Below are 20,896 nucleotides of genomic sequence, written 5' to 3' on the forward strand. Positions count from 1 at the left end.
TAATTTAAAAACGATATCTAATTAATCATAAAACTATGAATTATAGTCAGATAGCCATCTTGTTTACTCAGGGAGCTTTGGTTGCCTTAGTAATGCTTTTATTATTCCATTTTCGTAAGCAGTTAGGTATTGGTGTAATGTTTGCTTGCCTTGGGTTATTTCAATTTGTACAAGTTTCTTTATATAGTGCTGTTTCTGTTTCAATTACAGATGATTTTTTGGTATCTCCTTCTTCTGCTGTTTATTTTACGGCAACTCTTTTTGTTTTACTATTGGTATATATAAAGGATGATACTACTGAAACAAAAAAAACAATTTATGCTTTGTTTATTGTAAACGCAGTAATGTTAGTTCTTTTAGAGACATTAAATTGGCATTTTAATAATTTATCAACAGAGGCGCATATAAAGTTACCTCCAAGACTTTTTAATGTTAATTCATGGGGATTATTTGTAAGTACAATTACATTGTTTATAGATACTTTTTTAATAATTATCTTATTTGAATACATATCTAAAAAAGTACGATTCTTATTCTGGCAAATTTGTTTAACAATGTTAGTGGTTATAAGTTTTGATACATTATTTTTTATAAGCATAGTTTTTTGGGGGAATGAAAATTTAGAATCACTTGTAAAATCAGGCCTTATATCTAAAGGTGTTTTTACTGTCTTTTACAGTGTTTTTCTTTATTCTTATCTAAGGTTTTTTAATAAAAGTGCACCATCAACAAGTGTATTTAAAATAAAAGATGTGTTTAAGCCTCTAACTTATAAACAGAAGTTTGAATCTGCAGAAAAAGAGGTTAAAGATACTGCAGAGATGTATCGAATTTTAACAGATTACTCTAGAGATTTAATATTTTTACAAGAGCCAGATAGCTCCTTTAGATATATAAGTCCTGCTATAAAAAAGCTATTGGGTTATGAGCAATCGGAGTTTATTGGTAAATTTATTTTTAGTATTGTTCATAAGGATGATGTACAGACTCTAAAAGATACATTGCATAAAAAGTTATTTAGTAAAGGCATTGCTACAGAACCAATTCCTTTTAGAGTTCGTCATAAAGACGGACATTATATTTGGTTAGAATTTTTATCATCTGCCGTGTATACAGGAAAAGAAATTAGCTATTTTGTAAGCACTGCTAGAGATATTACTCAAAGAGTTTTAGCAAAGAAAAAACTTGAAACCTCTTTAGAACTACTAGAAATAAAGGAACATTCTTTAAGTGAATCTAGTAAAATAGCTAAAATAGGGTATCAAGAATATAATATTGATACAGATACGTATGTTTGGTCTGATTATGTTTATGATATTTACGGTTTAGATCCTAAAGATGGAGTGCCATCTATAAAAGATATTATATCTATTTTTGATAAAGAATCTGTAACAAAGCTAAACAAAGCTATTACTCTGCTAAATACACAAGGCATTGCTTGTGATATTGAGTTGAGGTGTATTAATTTAAAAAAAGAAGAGGTTTGGGTTAGGTATGTTGCTGAAACAGTCTACAATGAACATAAAAATATTATTGGTAGAAAAGGTGTTTTACAGAATATTACAGAATGGAAAAATGCACAACTAGCATTAGAACAGTCTAAGCAAAATATTCAAACCTCTCTAAACCTTTTAGAAAAAAAAGATTATTCTTTAAGCCAGTCTAGTAAAATGGCTAAAATTGGGTATTGGGAATATGATATTGCTACGGATACTTATGTATGGTCGGATTATGTTTATCGTATTTATGGATTAGATCCAAAAGATGAAATTCCAACACAAGAGGCAACTGCAAAAATTTTAGATAAAGAATCTCTACAAAAGGTACAACAAGCGGTTTTAGATATTACTACGAAAGGCACTCCCTGTGATATTGAGTTAAAATGTAACCTAGAAAAAGGAGTAGTTTGGGTACGTTATGTTGCCGAAGCCGTATATAACGAACAAAATGAAATTATAGGAAGAAGAGGTGTTCTACAGAATATTACAGATTGGAAAAATGCACAATTAGAATTAGAATCGTCCAAAACAAAGATTCAAAATTCTCTAAACCTTTTAGAAAAAAGAGATTTCGCTTTAAAAGAATCTAGTAGAATAGCTAAAATTGGATATTGGGAATATGATATTGCCACGGATACTTTTACTTGGTCTGATTATGTTTATGAAGTTTACGGATTTAATTTAAAAGACAGTATTCCTTCACGTAAAGAAATGGTTGGTTTTTATGATAAAGAATCTCAGGAGAAGTTAGCTCAAGCTACATTAGATCTAGATTTAAAAGGTATTCCTTATGATATTGAATTAAAATTAATTAATAATAAGAAGGAAGAAGTTTGGGTACGAAATGTAGTACAGCTTATTTATAATGAACAGAATGAGATTATTGGAAGAAGAGGTGTGGTACACAATATTACAGCCTCTAAAAATGCACAGCTAGAGTTAGAACTTTCTAAAAATAATATTCAAACCTCTTTAGAGCTGTTAGAAAGAAGGAAATACTCTATGGATGAGGCTAGTAAGGTAGCCAAAATTGGGTATTGGGAGCATGATACTATAAAGGGTACTGTTGTATGGTCTGAGTATGTGCATCGTTTGTTTGGTTCAAATCCAGAAAAAGGAATTCCGGCGCAAGAAGCAATTATAGAAACGTTTACAAAAGAATCTCAAGAAAAGTTGGCAAAAGCTACGCTAAACCTAACATTAAAAGGTGTTTCTTATGATATTGAGTTGAAATGTATCAACCTAAAGGGTGAACAAATTTGGGTGCGTAATGTGGCACAAGCCATCTATAACGAACAAAATGAAATTGTTGGTAAAAGAGGTGTTTTACATAATATTACAGCTTCTAAAAAAGCACAATTAGAATTAGAGCTTTCTAAAGAAAAGATAGAAACCACTTTAAAACTTTTAGAGAAAAAGGAATACTCTTTGCGTAAAGCTAGTGAAATAGCTAAAATAGGATATCAAGAATATGTTAACGAAACAGGTGTTTTTACATGGTCTGATTATGTTTATGATATTTTAAGATTTGATATAAAACAAGGAATTCCATCTCGTGATGAAGTTCTAGCAATTTTTGATGATGAATCTAAAAAAATATATACACAAGCTACGTTAGAGTTGATAGAAAATGGGACCCCATTTGATCTTGAGTTGAAATTTATCACTAAAAATAATGAAGAAGTATGGGTTAGAAATGCAGTTCAACCCGATTATAATAATGAAAATGAAATTATAGGACGAAGAGGGGTTTTACAAGATATTACAGCATCTAAAAAAGCACAATTTGAATTAGAAGAATCTAAAAAAAATATTCAAAATTCTCTAGATCTTTTAGAGAAAAGAAAATACGCTATGGATGAGGCTAGTAAAATAGCTAAAATAGGGTATCATGAATATGATATTGCTACAGATACTTTTCATTGGTCTGAATACTTATATCATATGTTTGGGTTAGATATAGAACAGCCAGTACCGCGGCGTGAGGAAATTTTGACATTTTTTGATAATGCATCAAAAAAATTGATGAAACAAGCCACTCTAGACCTCGATTTAAAGGGAACTCCTTATGATCTTGAGTTGAAAATAATTAACAGAAGAAATGAGGAGGTTTGGGTTAGAAATGCAACACAACCTATATTTAATCAGCAAAATGAAATTATAGGAAGAAGAGGTATTACTCAGGATATTACAGCCTCTAAAAAAGCACAATTTGATTTAGAACTTTCTAAACAGAATATTGAGACCTCTTTAGAACTTTTAGAAAAAAGCAACTATTCTAAGGATGAGGCTAGTAAGACGGCTAAAATAGGGTATTTAGAAGATGATATTGCTACTGAAACTTATGTTTGGTCTGATTATCTGTATCATATTTTTGGATTCGACCCAAAATACCCAGTTCCACCACGAAAAGAAATTGCGGCGCTTTTTGATATAGAATCTCAAAATAAGATGCAGAAAGCTACCTTAGATCTTGATTTAAGAGGGATTCCTTATGACATTGAGTTGAAAATGATTAACCTAAGAAAGGAAGAGATTTGGGCTAGGATTAAAGTTGAGCCTGTATACAACCAACAAAATAAGATTGTTGCCAGAAGAGGTGTTTTTCAGGATATTACAGATTCTAAAAAAGGACAACTTGAATTAGAATTGTCTAAACAAAAAATTGAAACTTCTTTAGAATTATTAGAACTAAGTGAAAAATCTAAAAATGAAATTAGTAAAGTAGCTAAAATTGGCTATTTAGAATATGATAATGCTACGGATACTTTTTTATGGTCTGATTATCTGTATTATATTTTTGGATTAGATTCCAAAAACTCAGTTCCAGGATTAAAGGATGTTATGCAGTTTTTAGATGAAGAATCTAAGAAAAAAATGAAACGAGCAACTATAAATCTAGAGAAAAATGGAATTCCTTATGATATTGAAATTAAATTAAATAATCTAAGAAATGAAGAGGTTTGGGGCAGAATGGTAGTTCAGCCTATATTTAATAAACAAAAACAAGTTATTGGAAGAAGAGGTGTTTTTCAGGATATTACGGCTTCTAAAAAGGATCAGTTTGCTTTAGAGCTTTCTAAACAAGAAATTCAGACTTCATTAGAATTGTTAGAAAAAAGTGAATTTTCTAAGAATGAAGCTAGTAAGATGGCTAAAATTGGATATTGGGAATATGATATTGAAACGAAAGCTTTTATATGGTCTGACGATATATATCTTATGTATGGATTAGATCCTAAAAAAGGAATTCCATCGCAAGAAAAAATTGTATCATTTTACGATAAAGAGTCTCAAAAAAAGATAGAAGAAACAATTAAAGACGTTTCATTAAAAGGGCTTTTTTGTGATATTGAATTAAAATTTATCAATGAAAAAAATGAAGAAGTTTGGGAGCGAAGTGTCGTTCAGCCAGTTTACAATAGCCAAAATAAGATTGTTGGTAGAAGAGGTGTTATGCAAGATATTACAGAGCAAAAAATAAAACAAAAGACCTTAGACCAACAAAGTAAAGAGTTATATGAATTAAATAACGCATTAAATCAAGCACAAAAATTAAGTCATGTTGGTAATTGGTCTTGGAACATGAAAACAGACAAAGCAGAATGGTCTGATGAAATGTATAATATTTTTGGGGAAACTAAAGAGAATTTTTATCCTTCTAACGAAAATGTAAATCGAAAAATATTGCCAGAAGATTTGTATAAAATGGAGCAAGGTATCAACTCGCTGTTAATAGATGAAGTATTTGTTCCTTTTGAGTTTAGAATAAAATGGATATCTGGAGAAATAAGAACCTTATACATTGTAGCCCTAGAAAACAAAAATGAAAGTGGTGTTTTTGGAGTTACCATGGATATTACGGAGAGCAAAAAAAGAGAAGAAGAAAACTTTAGGATAAAAGCTAATTATAGGAAACTTTTTGATAATGCCACTATTTCTATTTGGAATGAAGATTTTACGCAGGTATTTAAACAAATAGAGGAACTTAGAAAACGTGAGATACCCAATTTTAAAATATATTTAGAACAGCACCCAGAGGTAACCTATTCTTTGTTAGATAAATTGATAATAAATAGCGTAAATGAAGCTACTTTAAAATTATATAAAGCAAATAATTATAAAGAATTTTTAGTTCGTTTTCAAGATACCTTTGGTTTAGGAGCAGAGGAAGTTTTTAAAAATCTTATAGAAGCTATTTGGAATCATGAGAAAACTTTTACATCAGAAGTAAATTATAAAACCCTAGAAGGAGACGAATTTGCTGCAATACTTTCAATTCCAATTCCGCAAACTTTGGCAGAACAAAAAACAGTACCTGCGAGTATACAAAGTATACAAAGTCTTAAAGAAGCTGAATTAGAAAAAAAGGAATCTATTAATAGGTTAAAAGAAGCACAAGCGTTGGCACAGGTTGGAGATTGGACGTTTGATCTTGCAACAGAAAAATCTAAGTGGTCTAATGAAACGTTTCGTATTTTGGGGTTTGATTATAGAAATCCGGTGCCAGATAGAGATGTTTTTCTAAATAGAATTCATAGAGAAGATCAGCCGTATTTTAATAATGCAGCCGACTTAGTTCTCACTAAAGGAATTCCGTATGATATTGAATTTAGAATTTGTCTTCCTGGTAACGAAGAAAAGATTATAAGAGCTATTTGTAAACCTATTTTTGGAGATAATGGTGAAGTGATTAGTTTAAAAGGAACAAACCAAGATATTACTATTAAAAAAAGAATAGAACAAAACAACTTCATAATTTCAGAGAAATATAGAAACCTCTTTGATAATGCTACAGTTTCTATTTGGAACGGAGATTTAAGTGAAATTTTTAAGCTGCTAGCAAAACTTAGAAAACTGAAGATACCTAATTTAAAAATATATTTAGAGCAGCACCCAGAGGTGTTATTTTCTATTTTAGATAAAATAATAATAAACAAGGTAAATAAAGCTACTTTAGAATTGTTTAAAGCAGAAAGTGAAAAGGAGTTTTTAGAGAGAAAAATTCAAAACACTTTTGGTAAAGGTGCACATAAAGTATTTGCAGATTTTATAGTATCCATTTGGCATAATGAGAAAACATTTACATCAGAAGTAAACTACAAAACACTTAAAGGAAATGAATTTGCGGCAATAATTTCAATTCCTATTCCACAAACAAAAATAGAATATAAAAATGTGCCGCTTAGTATACACAGTATTCAGAGTATAAAAGATGCTGAATATGCAAAAGATGAGTCTTTAAAAAAATTAAAAGAAGCACAGAAGTTAGCAAAAATGGGAAGTTGGTTATTTAACCCATCCTCTTTAGAGCTAGAATGGTCAGAAGAAACGTTTGATATTTATGGTATGGATCCTAAGGAAGGTGTTCCAGATTTATTCAATGAACCGAAGATAATACACAAAGAAGATCTAGAAATGATGTTTAAATCTATTCCTTTAGGAGAGGCATTTGATATCGAGCATAAAATTACCCTTCGCAATGGTGAGCAAAAATGGATTAGATGTATTAGTAAACCTAAATATGGAGAAACAGGAGAATTAATCAGTTTTACAGGCACTAATCAGGATATTACAGAACAGAAACGCATTAGAATAGAAATAGAAAAGGCAGAAGAGATGTATAGAGTATTGACAGACAATTCTAATGACTTGATTACTTTACATGAACCAGATAGTACCTTTACCTATATAAGCCCTTCTATAAAAAACCTATTAGGTTATGAGCAACAAGAACTTTTAGGAGAAAAAGTTTTTGGGATAGTACATAAGGATGATGTTGAATCTCTAATTAATGTTATGGAAGAAAGGGTGATTAGTGGCGTATTTACTACTCCTTTTACTTGCAGAGTACTTCATAAAAAAGGTCATTTTATTTGGTTAGAATTTTTAACATCGCCTGTTTATAAAGAGCAAGAGATTAGCCATTTTGTGTCATCTGCAAGAGATATTACACAGTGGGTGTTGGCAAAGCAAGAAATAGAAGAATACCAATCATCTCTTCAAGAATTAACGACAGAAATGACTTTGATCGAAGAAAAACAAAAAAAGGAAATAGCATCAAACATACACGATCATTTAAGTCAATCTTTGGTTATTTCAAAAATGAAAATTAATGAACTAAAAAAAAGACCACAGCTACAATTAATAGGAGAAGATTTAAGTTTTATAGAATCACATATATCTGAAGCACTAGAAAATAGTCGTAAAATTACATATGAACTTTCGCCACCAGTTTTATATCAATTAGGTATTGTTGATGCATTAAATTGGTTATTTGATAATGCGGAAACTACCCATAAGATTACTTGTGTTGTTAATAGTAATGTAGATAGTTTAGAACTTAATGAAGTAAAATCTATTTTATTGTTTAGAAGTATACAAGAAGTGTTAACCAATGCAATAAAATATGCCAAGGCTTCTTTAATAACATTAGAGATTGATAAAAATAAACGAGGAATAGATATTTTTATCACAGATAATGGTGTTGGTTTTGATACTTCTATCTTAAATAGTCTCTATAATAGTTCTAGTTCTGGCTTTGGTTTGTTTACGGTTAAAGAACGAATTAGAAACATACAAGGAAAATTTGCGATAAATTCAAAAATAAATGTTGGTACAACTGTTAAAATTTTTATACCTTTATCTAAATGAGCTATTTAAAAGAAATTAAAATAATATTAGTTGATGATCATAAACTATTACGAGACGGTTTAAGAAATATTATAGAGCAAAGATCTAATATGCATATAATTGGGGAGGCTTCTGATGGTAGAGAAGCTATAAAAATATGTTCTAAACTGTTGCCAAATGTAATTGTTATGGATGTAGCTATGCCAGGTTTAAATGGCATAGAAGCTACAAAACAAATTCATAAAAATAATCCGGATATAAAAATAATTGGCCTTTCTATGCATTCTAGTAAGCAATTTATACAAAGTATGTTTAAAGCTGGTGCTTTTGGGTATTTGTTAAAAGATGGAGATGCAGATGAATTAATTATAGCGATTAATACCGTAATGCAAAGTAAAAAATATTTATCTAAAGATATTAATCAAGAGTTTCTGTCTGTACTTAAAGAGAAGAAAGCTATAGAAAAAGCACAATTAAGCTCTAGAGAAAAAGAAGTATTACAATTAATTTCTGAAGGTAATTCTTCCAAAAAAATAGGAGATATATTATTTTTAAGTCCAAAAACGGTTGATGTTCACCGAAATAACATCATGAAAAAAATAGATTTATACACCATTCCAGAATTAACAAAATATGCTATTCAAGAAGGGTTAACTTCATTAAATCTTTAATAATTATTTATACTTTTTATGTAATGATAAGCATTCTGCTTATATAAATATCTATATAAACTACCTATATTTGAATTTCTCCCGGTAATTTTTTTAAATATTTACCCTATTTTGAAATCAACATTAAATAACTTATTAATAGTAGAAGACAACTCTTTTATAGGAGACTTGGTCGTTAGTGCAACTGAAGAAATTAGTGGTATTGGAGATATCCGTTTAACCAAATCTTTACAAGAAGCAATTTCTCTTTGTGATGATACTAATTTTGAATTAGTAATACTCGATTTGAAATTACCCGATGGACATGGAATAGAATTATTGAAAATACTTAAAGGAAAAAAAACAGAAACGAAAGTTTTTATTTTTTCTGCAAGTACAGAACTTAAATCTTTTTGTTTTAAATACGGAGCATTTGCCTTTTTTGATAAAGCGAAAGATTTTGATGAGTTAATTGAGGCAATTAAAAATGCATAACGATTACGCTACTTTTCTTTAAAAGAATACCATTTTAATATTTTTATTTGTTTTTACAAATGGCGCACAAAAAAGCTAAACGACAGGGGGGTGGTTTAGCTTTTTATTAACGTAGATATTAGGGGCTAAATACATTAATATATTTTGTGAAAAGTAGTTTTATTTTTTTGATAAATACTACTCTTCAAATATAGGTAACATTGTAAGACTGTTCAATAGGTAATTTTCTTATTTTTCTAAGTAAAACTTAAAAAGGAAATTTCTTATACCAGATATCAAAATAAAGGATACAAAATGTTATTTAACAGGTCTAAACTTAAAAATTATTAACTTCTAATAAAACAAGCTGATACGTATTCTACTAATGTAAATATCTATAAAAACCACCTATATTGCTTTTAATAGACACCTAACCCTATATAGAAAGCAACGTTGCAAAATTTAATACTAGTAGAGGACAATTCCTTTATAAGAAAGAAAATTATTAATGCAGCTAAAGATATTAGTAGCATAGAGATATTTGTGTAGCAAAAACTCTACAAGAAGCAATTTCTATTTTTAAAGGAACTAATTTTAAACTAATTATACTCGATTTAAAATTACTTAATGGTGATGGTATAGAGTTATTAAGAGCACTTCAAGAAAATAAAAAGGATACAAAAGTTTTTGTTTTTTCTATTAGTACAGAACTAAGAAAAACATGTTTTAAATACGGGGCATTTGCCTTTTTTTGATAAAGCTAAAGATTTTGATGAGTTAATTAAGGCAATTAAAAAAGTTTAACGATTACGTTACTTTTCTTTAAAAGAATACAATTTTAATATTTTTACTGATTTTACAAAGTTTTTATAATAAGAAAAAGCTAAACTTTAAGGGGGTAGTTTAGCTTTTTGTATTAATATAATTGGGGGAAAATATTAATGAAATATTAAAATATATTGATTATCAATAATGTAGTTAATTTTATACTACAAATCTATAGAATACATTAAGGCTATTCAATAGGTAATTTTCTTAATTTTTCTAATTAGTTTTCCAAAAGTTAATTTTTAATAAATAATGGACGATTTTTTTTTATATTCTAACTTCGAATGTAATAGGTATACTATAGCTAACTCCTACCGGGGTACCTCTTTGTTTTCCTGGAGTCATTGTAGGTAGCGCACTAATAATTTCTACTACTTCTTTTTCTAATCTAGGGTGTGGCCCTCTAGCTCTAACATTATCTATTTTACCATTTTTATTAATAGTAAAAATCACAAATAATTTCTTTTTACCTGGTTGTAAACCTAATTCATTAGCCAAATTAACATCAAATTTTCTTCCAAAAAATTCTGTTACCTTTTTAGTAAAACAGTCTTTTAACTCTTTGTTGTTTCCTTTACAGCCTGGGTAAACAGGTACGTTTTCAATTAATATAAAAGGAATATCCTCTACCACTTCTTCTACTTCTTCTACTTCTTCAATATCATCGGTATTCACAATTACAGCTACATTTTCATCTGTTTCTGTAGATTCAATTACGGTTTCCACTATTTCTTTTTCATCTTCTACAACTGTAATTTGTTCTACAACTGGTGGAGGTGTGTTTTTTGCTGGTGGTTTTACTTCTTGCATTTCTATAATAGGAATGTCTTCTTTCATTTCGTCAATCATGTTAGCTTGTCCTAAGCTTTTTAGATCGTTCTTTTCGTATGTTTTATACTCAATTAAGGTGTACGTAATAAATAAGGCTAATACTAGTCCTATTTGTAAAAAAATTTTACTGTAGTTTTCTAACTGTTGTTCTGGGGTTTTTTTAATGTCCATTTTGAAATCCTTTAAAAGTTTATAATTTTAACTTTATTATTTAAAAATAGTTGTAGAATTATCAAATTCTCAGGAATCTGGTATTCTATTGTAAAATTATAAATTAAAAGGGTTTTAAAATATGATTTACATCATACTTTGTCATGTACTTTGGTTGGGGTGTAGTTATTCCATATAGTTAGTATATCGGTAGCTACACTAGCTCCGCTACCTGCTGCAATTGCAAATTGACTTCTGCAGCCCGCTATAGTACCACAACAATATAAACCATCTTTAACTAAATGGTTTATATTTTTAAGTTGAATTCTATCTTTTTTAGCATTTGCTCTTTTATGAGGTTCTATAAAAGATTCTAAGCCTTTTATTGTAAGTGGTTTAGCGTAGTTTAAAGCAAGAATTACAATTTTGCTAAGGTAAGTAGTATTGTTAGTTTCTATTTGATATCCGTTTTTAGTAGATAAGATAGATAAAACTTTTTCATTCTCTAATTGTTGTACATGAGGATATAGCGTTAAAAGCTGTTTTTTACCTTCAACTAAAATATCTTTTCCTAAAGTTTTAGCAGGTAAACCCAATACATTATTAAATAAAGCATCTTGTAAATGAGATGCTCTTTGGTGCGTAATAATTCCAATAGTTTTACCCGCGGCAAAAGCTTTGTTTTTTGCAGAACCTAATACTAAAGCACATTGCAACCCAGAAGCTCCACCACCAATAATTAGAACATCAAAATTCATTTAAATAAAAAGGACTTTAATATTTGCTGCAAATAATTTCACAGAAATAGCTAATAAAATTACTCCAAATATTTTTCTAATAATTTGAATTCCATTTGGACCTATAATGCGCTCTATTTTAGAAGACGTTTTAAGTACAATATAAATTAAAAAAACATTTGCTAAAACAGCAATTATAATATTTTCTATATGAAACTCTGCTCTTAAAGATAATAAGGTTGTTAAACTTCCTGGACCCGCAATTAAAGGAAAGGCTAAAGGAAAAACAGAAGCTGTAATTGCGCTTACATTCTCTTCGTTGTCTTTATAGAGTGTAATTCCTAAAATCATCTCTAAGGCAATAAAGAATAATATTAAAGCACCTGCAACAGCAAATGAATGCACATCAATTCCAATTAATTTTAGTAAACTTTGTCCTAAAAATAAAAAAACAATCATAATAAAACCTGCAATAATAGCCGCTTTTTCAGATTGTATATGTCCTGCTTTCTTTCGTAAGTCTATAATAATAGGGATATTACCAATAACATCTATTACTGCAAACAAAACCATAAAAGCAGTAAGAGCCTCTTTAAAATTAAAATTCATACTTTTTATATATTTTGCAAAATTAGACAACTTTGTTTAGGAAAACGCAAAGTTATAGAAAAAAATAACACTATTTTTGCGAGATGTTTCAACTTGGAAAAACTATAGTTTCAGAAGATATTATCGAAAAAGATTTTGTTTGTAATTTGTCTGCTTGTAAAGGTGCTTGTTGTATAGATGGCGATGCCGGTGCTCCTTTAGATAAAGAAGAAACAAAAATTTTAGAAGACATATATCCTAAAGTAAAACCTTTTTTAAGAAAAGAAGGTATCGCTGTTATTGAAGAACAAGGTACTTGGGTTACCAGTGAGTGGGGAGAATTAGAAACTCCTTTAATTAATGGTGCAGATTGTGCTTATGTTATTTTTGATGAAAAAAAGACCGCTTTATGTGCTATTGAAGAAGCATATAACCAAGGAGAAATAGACTGGAAAAAACCTGTTTCTTGTCATTTATACCCAATTAGGGTTAAAGAGTATAGTGAGTTTTCTGCTGTAAATTACGATAAATGGGAAATTTGTGATGATGCTTGTTCTCTTGGAAAAGAATTACAAGTACCTATTTATAAGTTTGTAAAACAAGCTTTGGTTAGAAAGTTTGGACAAGATTGGTATAATGAGTTAGAAAAAGTGGCTGCAAAACATTTAGAATAAAGGAATCTGAATAATAACCTCTGTGCCTAAAGCAATATTGTCTTTATCTTTTAAATCGTTATAAACAATAGTGTAATCATTTTTTAGACTTTTAGCAAAATTAGTTAATCTCATTCTTGTTAAATTAATGCCTACAGATTTTCTGTTAATAGATTTTTCAGCCTTTATTTTAGCAGAAGATTCCCTACCTATACCATTGTCTTTAATAATAATTTGAATATATTTTGAAGAAATTCTTTCTATAGATACGTTTATTTTTTTAACACCTTTTTTCGGAGATAAACCATGCCATATAGAGTTTTCTAAGAACGGTTGTAAAGCTAATGGAGGTATTTTTATAGTAGTTAAGTTAAGAGAAGCATCTGTTTTAATTGCAAAATCTATTTCATTAGAAAAGCGAATATTCTCTATACCCATATAAAGTTTCATTGTTTCTATTTCTTCAAATAACGTTGTTTCTTGTATGGAAGAGGCATCTAATATTTTTCTCATTAATTTAGAAAACTTATTTAAAAAAGAAATAGCTTTCCTTTTATTGTTCTCTATAATAAATAACTTAATAGAGTTTAACGCATTAAACATAAAATGAGGATTCATTTGGCTTCTTAAAGCGTCTTGTTTTAAAGAAAGAATCCTTTTTTCGTTTCTTAATCTTCTTTGTTTGTTTATAGAAAATATAACAATAGTAATTAGTACAAAAATACAAATAGATATAATCCATAAATTTCTATTTCTAGTAACTAGTAGTTGTGTCATTTCATTTTTTCTAGCTAATTGCTTTATTTTATTATCGCTTCTTTCTTTATTGTAAGTGGCAATTAATTGGCTCACATAGACTAGGTTTCTTTCATTAAATGTTTTGGCATCTCCTTCTTTTGCCTTTTTATAATAAACGAATGCTTTTTTATAATTTTTTTCTTTTTCGTATATAAGAGCTAAGTTTAAATTGGCTTCAACAATTATGGCTTGTATGTTATACTCTAAAGCAATACTTAAGGCTGTATTTAAATTTTTTTTTGCTTTAGAATTTTTATTTAAATAAAACTGAGCTAAACCGAGGGTATTGTAAGTTTTAGAAAGGTAATATTTGTCATTTTTTTCTATCGCCATTTGTACAACAGTATCAACAGTTTTTAAGGCTTGTTTGTATTTTTTTTGCTCTATTAGAACATTAGAAATGCTATACCCACAAATTATTTTACCTACTTTAGATTTAAGGATGTTATTGTATTTTAGAGATTCAGAAAAGTTTTTCATGGCCTCGTCTAAATTTCCTAATTTCTGGTTGGCTTTACCTATGTTTTGATAATTAATAGCAAGCCCTAATAGATTGTTAAGTTCTTTTTGAGTTTTAATAGATTTTTTAAATTCATTTAAAGCTAATCTATATTGTTTTAGCGTTACGTAAATATTTCCCATGCTATTTTGAGAAACAGAGATGCTCTTTTTTACTCTATTGTTTGGTTTTTTTATCATTAGAGCCTTGTTTAGGGCTTCTTGATGATAATTTAAGGCTTTTTTAACGTAATCTTGTCTTCTATAAACAGTACCAATTGCATTTAGATTTCGTACTTCAGATATTGTATCTTTTAGTTCTATACTTAGTTTAATAGCTTTTTTGTAAGCTGTAGTAGATTTATCAAATAGAGAGCGACCTCTATAATATCGTCCTAAAGAGTTGTAGCCAAATAATAAGCCTTCTAGGTAAGAGGCTTCTTTACTCTTTTTTATTAATAATTCTATCTGATCTTTGCTTTGTTTCTTCTTATAATAAATAGAGTCTAGAATATCTAATGAGCTTATTCTATTATTAATAAGGTATGCTAATTCTTCGGGTATTTTGGTGTCTTGAGAGTAAGAGTAAAAGGCTAAAAAGAAAAATAGGGGTACTAGTATCTTTGTTTTCATACATTAAAATTTATTTAAAAATTCTGCCTTTTTTTGACGAGAAACGGGTATTTTTTGATTGTTCTCTAAAACAACATAGCCTTCTGTTTTATGAAATTCGTTAGTTTTTTCTAAGTTAATAATGTACGAGTTGTGTACTCTAAAAAATAATTCTTTGGGAAGTAGCGCGTAAATTTCTTTTAATTTTTTAGTAACCACAATTTTTTTGTTATCCGTAGTATGAATGGTAGAATAATTACCATCTGATACTATAAAAAGTATTTCTTCAGATTTTAAAAAAATAAGCTTTCCATCTGTATTTATAGTAATTTTTTTGGTGGTCATATTTTTATTAAAATTTAGCAACACTTTTTCTATGGTACTAGAATTTAAAGACCTAAAGTGGTATTTCGTAATTTTGGCAATTGTCTTTTCTAAATCATCAGTGTCTATTGGTTTTAGTAAATAGTCTATAGCTTCATTTTTAATTGCATTTAAGGCATATTCACTATAAGCAGTGGTAACAATTACAGCAAAGTTTCGAGATTTTAGTTTGCTTAAAAACTGAAAACCATCCATAGTAGGCATATCAATGTCTAAAAAAAGGCAATCAATATTATGTTTTGCTAAATACTCTAAAGCTTTTACAGGATCTACAAAGGTTGCGGTAACTTCTATTTCTGTATCAAAATTAGATAATTCCCAACTTAAACTTTGTATTGCATTAGGTTCGTCGTCAATAATTACAGCTCTTAACATAAAATGTTTTTATCAAAAATAGTATAATAGTTTTGTTTTTTTGAAAATTGTAGAGGTAAAATATCTTTATGTTGCAGTTTATACATTATTTATAACCAATTATACAAAACTGTGATTTTAGATTTAAGATGTTTTGTAACTTTAGTGTGCATTTTGGGGGAAATGCAGAACTTTAAATAGTTCATTACAGTTTTAGAAAGCATCACATTTATGTGATGCTTTTTTTGTGCACGTTAATGATGAAAAACAATAAAAGCCAACTGTTTATTGTTGATAAAATTGTAAAAGGAAAAAATAATATTATGGAAGCTATTTTTGAAGATAATAAAATACATACGCTATTTGTAATAAGTGATAAAGGAGAAATTGTTGATGTCAAAATGCAAACTACGTATAAAGCGTTAGTAATAGAAGCTATGAGAGTTCTTAAAAAGTTACCAAAATTTAAACCTGATATACAAAATAGTAGCACTGTTAAAGTAAGGTGTAATTTATCTATTGCTTTTGGTTTAGAGTAAAATAAAGAAGTTCTCTAAAAAGGATTACACCTTGGCATGCTTAACTTGTTTCAGTATCTTAACGTATTGAAATTCAATTTTTATAAGAATCTGAAATAAATTCAAATTTACAAACATCACACTTTTTAAACAACCTCTTTTTGATGAATATATTTATTATTTTGTTATTTTTGTAAAATGAAAATCAATCAATATTTAGATGCTACTTACTTAAAAACAGCAAGTCAAGCAAATCTTACGGAAGAAGAAAATCAACAAAAAGTTATTGATTTAATCAAAGAAGCTATTTTGTATGATTACAAGTTAATTATGATTCGTGCTAAATATATTCCTTTAGCTAAGAAAATGCTTCAAGAGGCAGAAAAAAGCATTCTTATTGGTACCGTAATTGGTTTTCATGAAGGTACTTATACTACTCAAGAGAAATTAGAAGAAGCACAACAAGCCATTAATTTGGGTGCAGACGAGTTAGATTTTGTAGTTAATTATGAAGCCTTTAAAAAAGGAGAAATAGAATTGGTTACCAATGAAATTACAAAAGGTATAGCACTAGCTTTAGAAAATAATAAAGTGGTAAAGTGGATCATTGAAGTAGCTGCCTTAACAAACAAAGAAATAATTGTAATTTCGCGCTTAATTAAAAATATAGTTTTCACTGTTTTTGGAGAGGAAAATGCGGAAAACGTTTTTGTAAAATCATCAACAGGTTTTTTTAAAACAGAAAACAATTTGCCTAATGGAGCTACGTTTGAAACAATGAAGTTAATTGCGGATAACGCAAAACCATTAAAAATAAAAGCAGCAGGTGGTGTAAGAGATTATGAAACGGCTGTAAAAATGGTTAATTTAGGAGTAGATAGAATTGGTACATCATCTTCTAAAGAAATTGTTAATAAAGAACAAAACAGTAATTCAGGATACTAATTTTGATAGAATATTTTGCACATGAAACGGCAGTAATAGATACTGATTGCTGTATCGGAAAAGATACCAAAATTTGGCATTTTAGTCATATTATGTCTAATTGTGTTATTGGTGAGCAATGCAATATTGGTCAGAATGTAGTGGTTTCTCCAGAAGTAGTTTTGGGTAAAAATGTAAAAGTACAAAATAACGTTTCTATTTATACAGGTGTAATTTGCGAAGACGATGTATTTTTAGGACCTTCTATGGTTTTTACAAACGTAATAAATCCACGAAGTGCCATTAAAAGAAAAAATGAATACCAACAAACTTTAGTAAAAAAAGGCGCAAGTATTGGTGCAAATGCCACCATTATTTGTGGAAATACTATAGGTGAATATGCCCTTATTGGAGCCGGAGCTGTAGTAACAAAAGAAGTTTTACCGTTTGCACTTGTAGTTGGTAACCCCTCTAAGCAGATTGGTTGGGTAAGTGAATACGGACATAGATTAGTGTTTAATAAAAGCGGAATTGCAATCTGTAAAGAAAGCAATGAAAAATATCAATTAAAAAATAATACCATTATAAAGTTATAGAATGATAAAAAAATACGTATTTCTAGTTTTATTATTTCCCTCAATATATTTTGCTCAAGAAGAAAAGTATCCTGTTTTTGATGCTTGTAAAGATGCTGAAGTTCAATCTTTAAAAGATTGTTTTTACGCTCAAACAAAAGAGCTGTTTTTCTCTGAGTTTAAAACTCCCGAAATTGCAACAGAAGAAGGATTTACTGGAACTGCAAATACTATTTTTGCGGTTACAAAAGAAGGTGAGTTTAAATTAATATATGTAAACACGCCTTTTGATGAAATTAGAGACGAAGTTAAGAGAGCTTTTAAAGTTTTTTCTAAAATTACGCCTGCATGGTATAATGATCATGCAATAGAAATGAAATTTGAGCTTCCTATTCAATTTCCTTTAACCAATGATTCTATTGTAGAAAATGCTTCTAAAGAAATTAAAAAAGAAAGTTTAATAGATGTTGTGGCAAAAAAGAAAATTGCAGATTCTACTTTTTTAGAGCATAATAGCAAACTAAATATACCTTTTACCCATAGAAGTTATGTAGATTATGAATTCGCTTTGCATAAAGCAAAAGGAACGCATACTGCCTCTAAACCTTATACTTACAATGAAATAAAGCCGTATTACGACATAACTAAGGAAAAAAAGAAGTTTTTAAAACCGAATAAAGAAACTTGGTTAGGTAAAAAAGTTTGGAACGAGCATTTAATTCAAGTAAAAAAGGAGGATTATTGGCTTACGGTAGATGTATTGTTTGATCTTCAAATAGGGAAAGATAATTCTGATGTAGATTATACATTTAATAATTCTAGAATTGTAAATGTGAATGGAGAAATTGGAAAGAATTTCTCATTTTCTACAACCTACAGTGAAAGCCAAGGTAGATTTGCAGAATACATAAATAGTTATATTACAAATCCTGCAGCAAATTTTAAACCTAAAAATTCTGAAGGTTTGGTTCCCGGAAGAGGAAAAACAAAAGGATTTAAAGAAGATGCTCATGATTATCCTGTTGCAGAAGGTTACATAGCTTATACACCAAATAAGTACATGCAATTTCAATTTGGTAATGGTAAAAATTTTATTGGAGACGGATATAGATCTTTTATTTTATCTGATGTTTCTTCTCCAACTACGTATCTAAAAATGAAGGTAGATTTTTGGAAAATACAATACACTAATATTTGGATGTGGAATACAGAGCCTTCTTTAAGTTCAGTATCAGACCCAAATGAACATGCTAGAAAATACGTAGCAGCTCATTATTTAAGTATTAATTTAACAGATAAATTAAACTTAGGCTTTTTTGAGACAGCAATTTCTGCAGGAGAAAACGGAATGGATGCAGGTTTTATGAATCCTATAATTTTTTATAGATCTTTAGAGTTTAATAGAGGTGAAGATGCCGGAAATGCAATTGTTGGTTTAACAGGTAAGTATAAATTAAATAACAATATTTCCTTATACTCTCAATTAGTAATTGATGAATTTTCTGTTGGAAATTTTAGTGACATGAGTGATTGGAAACATAAATTTGCATATCAATTAGGAGCAAAATATTTTGATGCCTTTAAAGTAGAAAATTTATTTTTACAGTTAGAATATAATCGTGCTAGGCCTTATACTTTTGCACATAAATCGCCAATATTAAATTACGGTAATTATAGTCAGCCTCTTGGGCATTTATGGGGAGCAAACTTTTGGGAAGCAATTGCAATTGCTAGATACAAGAAAGACAGGTGGAGTGGTAGTGCAAAAATTATTGTAGGTAAAAAAGGGTTTGATTTAGAGGATCAGGCAATAAGTTATGGTGGTGATATTTATCAATCTTATAATGACAGAGTATCAGATACAGGTATAGAAATAGCACAAGGTAATACCGCCAATATTTTTATAGCAGACTTTGAAGCCAATTATTTAATAAATCCTTCTACTAATACAAGTCTATTTGCGGGTTTATCATATAGGGATTTCTCTTCAGATTCAGTTTTAACAAGTTATCCTTCTGGTTCAAATGTTTGGTTATCAGTAGGTGTAAGGGCAGATTTGTTTAATTGGTACTTCGATTTTTAAATTTTAGTATTTTTTTGGGAAAAATATAGGAAATTTATATATACATTTGCAGTGTGGTTTTTAATTAAATCACACTTTTTCTTTTTCATAGCAATTTTCCCACTCAATTTATTGAGTGGGTTTTTTTATTTATAGTTAAAAGCTTATTTAAATGGTGGTAAAGTCATAATTATCAAATATCTTTGCAAACTATTTTTATAAAATGGAATCAACAGTAATTACAGATAATAAAATATATATGCAAGCTATAATTTCAGACTTTAAACAACTAACAAAAGTTGGATTGTCTTTAAGTGTAGTCTTTTCTTCTGTTGCTGGTTATTTATTAGCAATAGATGTTGTTAATTATTTTACGTTGGTTTTGTTAGCTATAGGAGGTTTTTTAATGGTTGGCGCGTCCAATGCATTTAATCAAATTATAGAAAAAGATACAGATCTTATAATGAAACGTACTCAAAATAGACCTTTACCAACTGGTAGAATGTCTGTTAATGTTGCACTTACCGTTGCAATTTTGTTTACAATTTTAGGGCTTTCTATTTTATATAGCATCAATGCTAAAACAGCTTTGTTTGGTGCTGTTTCTATATTTTTATACACAAGTGTTTACACGCCTTTAAAGTCTGTAACACCATTATCTGTTTTTGTAGGTGCCATTCCAGGTGCTATTCCTTTTATGTTAGGTTGGGTAGCAGCTACCAATCAATTTGGTATGGAAGCCGGTTTTTTGTTTATGATTCAGTTTTTCTGGCAATTTCCTCATTTTTGGGCTATTGGCTGGTTACAGCATGAAGAGTATATGAAAGCAGGGTTTAATATGCTTCCAATGGGGCAAAAAAATAAAGGAGCAGTAAAACAGATTATTTTTTATACAATAATATTAATATTAGTTTCAATATCTCCTGTTTTAAAATTATCTGGAGCATTCTATATTCATCCTATAACGGCTATTATTGTTGGGTTGTTAGGGTTGTATATGTTATATTTTGGTATTAAATTACATAAAAGTCAAGAAGATATTGATGCAAGGAAACTAATGTTATCAAGCGTTTTGTATATTACAGTAGTGCAAATTGTATACGTAGTAGATAAATTTTTACATTAATC

Annotated in this window: 15 protein-coding genes; 10 read left to right on the forward strand and 5 right to left on the reverse strand. The window is 29.0% G+C overall.

Features of this window, described 5'->3' with window-relative positions; translation table 11 throughout:
- Positions 1–35: 35 nt before the first annotated feature.
- The 4 genes from MPF19_RS02340 to MPF19_RS19460 all read left to right on the forward strand — a co-directional run bounded on the left by MPF19_RS02340 (position 36) and on the right by MPF19_RS19460 (position 10,011).
- Complete coding sequence (locus MPF19_RS02340) at positions 36–8,153, forward strand: PAS domain-containing protein (RefSeq protein ID WP_249986612.1); 8,118 nt, start codon at positions 36–38, stop codon at positions 8,151–8,153.
- On the forward strand, positions 8,150–8,803 hold the full coding sequence (locus tag MPF19_RS02345; protein WP_249986614.1) for a response regulator: 654 nt from the start codon (positions 8,150–8,152) through the stop codon (positions 8,801–8,803). The genes MPF19_RS02340 and MPF19_RS02345 overlap by 4 nt, the downstream gene beginning before the upstream one ends.
- A gap of 111 nt (positions 8,804–8,914) precedes the next feature.
- Entirely contained in the window at positions 8,915–9,277 is a 363-nt protein-coding gene (locus MPF19_RS02350; protein WP_203392681.1) for a response regulator, read from the forward strand.
- Positions 9,278–9,795: 518 nt separating this feature from the next.
- Positions 9,796–10,011, forward strand: coding sequence for a response regulator (locus MPF19_RS19460; RefSeq protein WP_502924906.1), 216 nt, complete (start codon positions 9,796–9,798; stop codon positions 10,009–10,011).
- A 340-nt stretch (positions 10,012–10,351) separates the two neighbouring features.
- Here MPF19_RS19460 and MPF19_RS02355 read toward each other — a convergent pair whose 3' ends face one another.
- From MPF19_RS02355 to MPF19_RS02365, 3 genes are all read right to left on the reverse strand, one after another.
- On the reverse strand, positions 10,352–11,086 hold the full coding sequence (locus MPF19_RS02355) for an energy transducer TonB (RefSeq protein WP_203392680.1): 735 nt from the start codon (positions 11,084–11,086) through the stop codon (positions 10,352–10,354).
- Positions 11,087–11,217: 131 nt separating this feature from the next.
- On the reverse strand, positions 11,218–11,823 hold the full coding sequence (locus MPF19_RS02360; RefSeq protein WP_249986615.1) for an NAD(P)/FAD-dependent oxidoreductase: 606 nt from the start codon (positions 11,821–11,823) through the stop codon (positions 11,218–11,220).
- Complete coding sequence (locus tag MPF19_RS02365; RefSeq protein ID WP_203392678.1) at positions 11,824–12,411, reverse strand: MarC family protein; 588 nt, start codon at positions 12,409–12,411, stop codon at positions 11,824–11,826.
- A gap of 83 nt (positions 12,412–12,494) precedes the next feature.
- Between MPF19_RS02365 and MPF19_RS02370 the strand changes: the two genes are divergently transcribed.
- Positions 12,495–13,064 carry a DUF3109 family protein gene (locus MPF19_RS02370; protein WP_203392677.1) on the forward strand — a complete coding sequence of 190 codons (570 nt, stop codon included), beginning with the start codon at positions 12,495–12,497 and terminating at the stop codon, positions 13,062–13,064.
- Here the strand turns inward: MPF19_RS02370 and MPF19_RS02375 are convergent.
- Both MPF19_RS02375 and MPF19_RS02380 read right to left on the reverse strand, forming a co-directional pair.
- Positions 13,056–14,972 (reverse strand): tetratricopeptide repeat-containing sensor histidine kinase, encoded by a 1,917-nt coding sequence (locus tag MPF19_RS02375; RefSeq protein ID WP_249986617.1) that lies wholly within the window; start codon positions 14,970–14,972, stop codon positions 13,056–13,058. The genes MPF19_RS02370 and MPF19_RS02375 overlap by 9 nt on opposite strands.
- A gap of 3 nt (positions 14,973–14,975) precedes the next feature.
- Positions 14,976–15,710: a LytR/AlgR family response regulator transcription factor gene (locus tag MPF19_RS02380; RefSeq protein ID WP_249986618.1), complete on the reverse strand. Its 735-nt coding sequence runs from the start codon at positions 15,708–15,710 to the stop codon at positions 14,976–14,978.
- 239 nt (positions 15,711–15,949) lie between these two features.
- On the opposite strand from MPF19_RS02380, the gene MPF19_RS02385 reads away from it, so the two are divergent.
- From MPF19_RS02385 to cyoE, 5 genes are all read left to right on the forward strand, one after another.
- A complete protein-coding gene (locus MPF19_RS02385) occupies positions 15,950–16,228 on the forward strand; it encodes a hypothetical protein (RefSeq protein ID WP_249986620.1) in 279 nt (92 codons plus the stop codon).
- A gap of 177 nt (positions 16,229–16,405) precedes the next feature.
- The gene (gene deoC / locus MPF19_RS02390; protein WP_249986622.1) at positions 16,406–17,152 is read left to right on the forward strand and encodes a deoxyribose-phosphate aldolase; all 747 of its coding nucleotides are present in this window, start codon (positions 16,406–16,408) and stop codon (positions 17,150–17,152) included.
- A 2-nt stretch (positions 17,153–17,154) separates the two neighbouring features.
- Positions 17,155–17,727: an acyltransferase gene (locus MPF19_RS02395; RefSeq protein WP_284041346.1), complete on the forward strand. Its 573-nt coding sequence runs from the start codon at positions 17,155–17,157 to the stop codon at positions 17,725–17,727.
- Position 17,728: 1 nt separating this feature from the next.
- Positions 17,729–19,789 (forward strand): gliding motility outer membrane protein RemB, encoded by a 2,061-nt coding sequence (remB, locus tag MPF19_RS02400; RefSeq protein WP_249986624.1) that lies wholly within the window; start codon positions 17,729–17,731, stop codon positions 19,787–19,789.
- A gap of 202 nt (positions 19,790–19,991) precedes the next feature.
- Complete coding sequence (gene cyoE, locus MPF19_RS02405; RefSeq protein ID WP_203392672.1) at positions 19,992–20,894, forward strand: heme o synthase; 903 nt, start codon at positions 19,992–19,994, stop codon at positions 20,892–20,894.
- The last annotated feature ends 2 nt before the right edge of the window (positions 20,895–20,896 follow it).

This window comes from Polaribacter sp. Z014 (assembly GCF_023555435.1).
GTDB lineage: Bacteria > Bacteroidota > Bacteroidia > Flavobacteriales > Flavobacteriaceae > Polaribacter.